Genomic DNA, 2184 nt, shown 5'->3' on the forward strand with positions numbered 1-2184 from the left:
CAATTGTGCCAGTAGGGGTAGGGTGGGCAAATTTTGAGAATTTGATCATTTCATCAGCTCTGATGCCCATTTGCCCACCCTACAAAATCAGGGGATCGGTCTTGCTTGTCACCCCTTCAGCAGGTTAAGATTTTTTTGACTTGCTCTACAATTTTAACCGATAAACCAATTAACAACAGGGTAGACGGTAGTGGATTTGCTCACCTCAGGGGTAGGGTGGGCAAATTCTGATAGTTTGGTAATTTAATTAGGAATCATGTCCATTTGCCCACCCTACAAGAGCGTACGCACTCTTGTTGCTGTTGAGAAGTTAGTGTTTTTTTAGTTTGGCTTTGTCGTAGATTACCCATGAGCTTGCTTAAATTAAGAGTCGGCAAAAGTCACAGTGTAATAATCATATAGCCTTTCAGGTCAAAGGGATTGTGGGAGTGATAGAAATATGGGAGAACTGGAGCGATCGCGATGAGTAAAACTAATTGCTTTGTGCTGCTCTCGACTGGATATAAATGTTGCCAAGGCTATAGACAGTTTTATGCCAATAGCCCTTGTCACTAGTAATTCATCTGGTAATAAAACTTTGGTTAAATTAACATAAAATTTTTTAAATAAACTATAAATTATTCAGATAATGTAAGCGTTTGAAGGATTTGGGTTTGTTAGCTGTATTCAAAACATTGCCTTCTGATGTAGATACTTGGAGATGATGGTGTCTTATGCATACGGACTTCAAAGTGGAGGTGAGGAGCAGTAGAACGAACTTTAGAGCGAGCTGCTGCGATTGGTTCCCCTTGCTGCACCACCTGTTCCTGGCTCACATATAGTTTACGGTTATGAACATAGCGTGTCACCAAACCATTGCCGTGATCAATCTTAACTGTATTGCCACAACCATTGTACCAACCCGCGAAAATTACCTTGCCCTGGGCTAGCGCTCGAATCGTGCTACTATCGCTAGTGCTTTCTTCGTCTTGACGTTGAATCGACTCATGTTGAGTTGACAAACTAGAAACTGGTGTGTTAATCCGGTCCACTACTTCCGATGCTACTCGGTCGGCTTCTTGCTCATACTTGTCCCCAACTTGACCAATAGTCAGCTTTGGCTGCACTGGATTGCCCTGCTGCCAATTGCCCCTTAACTCATGGGAAAGTCCCCTAAACATTGGCTGACGTTGGATTGGCTGCCCACTAACAGGGGAAACACTACTCAGCAGAGGGTCAATAGTTCGAGCAACTTTCTGTTGGTAACCAACTTCTGACTGAGAGTTTTGGTGCTGGGACTTAATTAAATTACCTAGTGCCCGGTTGCCGATTATCCCTTGCAATTCTTCTATGGGGTGGAGCTCTAGTTTGGTACTAGGTGATGGTTGTTGCTGTTGAGAATTTACTGTTTTTGTGGTTTGGCTTTGTCGTAGATTACCCATGAGTTTCACGAAATATTTAATAGTTTGTATATGAGGTGATTTTACCCCTAAAATTATCTCGTCTACCAACTAAGTCTTGAGTACTTATTCTCCTAGTTTTTTCCAAAAAATCATAGAAAGCCTTTAGTCTTTCCAATTTTTCAAGCCAATTTTCCATTTCCTTTGCTACTACTGTAGTTTGATCTATATCGTCGAGAGAAACTATACTGAGGCGATTCCAATCGAGCTTTCCTTTTCCGTGTTTTTCAGCTTTAGCACCTCCCGCACTAGATAGAGGGTTTGCGGTGGCTTCTGTTGACTTCCAGTTATGAACATATCCCTCGTTACTCGCACCACCTGGAGCAGTTGTTTCTACTCCAACCTCTAGGGCTCCGAATTTTTCTATAGTTGGAGGTCGAAAAACAATCAGCAAATGTCCGTGGGCTCCATCTGGCAAAATTATATCACTGTTGAAATCTGTCTCACCAATTCCACCAACAGCTAAATTTATGCCATAAAGTTCTGTTCCATAAATTTTATTTTTAATTGCTGCTAGCTTTCCTCCCTGCTCTCGAACTTTTTCTTCCTGCCTCGACCTTTTCATGAAGTGTGTACCGAAAGAACGTTTAAACGCTCCGATACTTTCGTCTATTTTTTCTGCTTGAGTTACACCAAGCCAATTGAGTAAGGCATAGGGGTCTCTTACGCCTGCTTCACTTTTTTTCGCTAGCTTAGGAATTACAATATTGACTCTGCCACCATGAGATAGGGCGGTAGCAACATT

Annotated in this window: 2 protein-coding genes and 1 pseudogene; all 3 read right to left on the bottom strand. The window is 42.1% G+C overall.

The features are described from left to right. Window positions 1-411: 411 nt before the first annotated feature. Window positions 412-552, bottom strand: coding sequence for a hypothetical protein (locus F6K38_RS39960; protein WP_287360422.1), 141 nt, complete (start codon window positions 550-552; stop codon window positions 412-414). A 104-nt stretch (window positions 553-656) separates the two neighbouring features. Continuing rightward, the gene (locus F6K38_RS43800; RefSeq protein WP_353737285.1) at window positions 657-1421 is read right to left on the bottom strand and encodes a M23 family metallopeptidase; all 765 of its coding nucleotides are present in this window, start codon (window positions 1419-1421) and stop codon (window positions 657-659) included. 16 nt (window positions 1422-1437) lie between these two features. After that, window positions 1438-2184: pseudogene (locus tag F6K38_RS39975) on the bottom strand (hypothetical protein); the annotation flags it as partial.

The organism is Moorena sp. SIO3B2 (genome assembly GCF_010692525.1).
Classification (GTDB): domain Bacteria; phylum Cyanobacteriota; class Cyanobacteriia; order Cyanobacteriales; family Coleofasciculaceae; genus Moorena; species Moorena producens.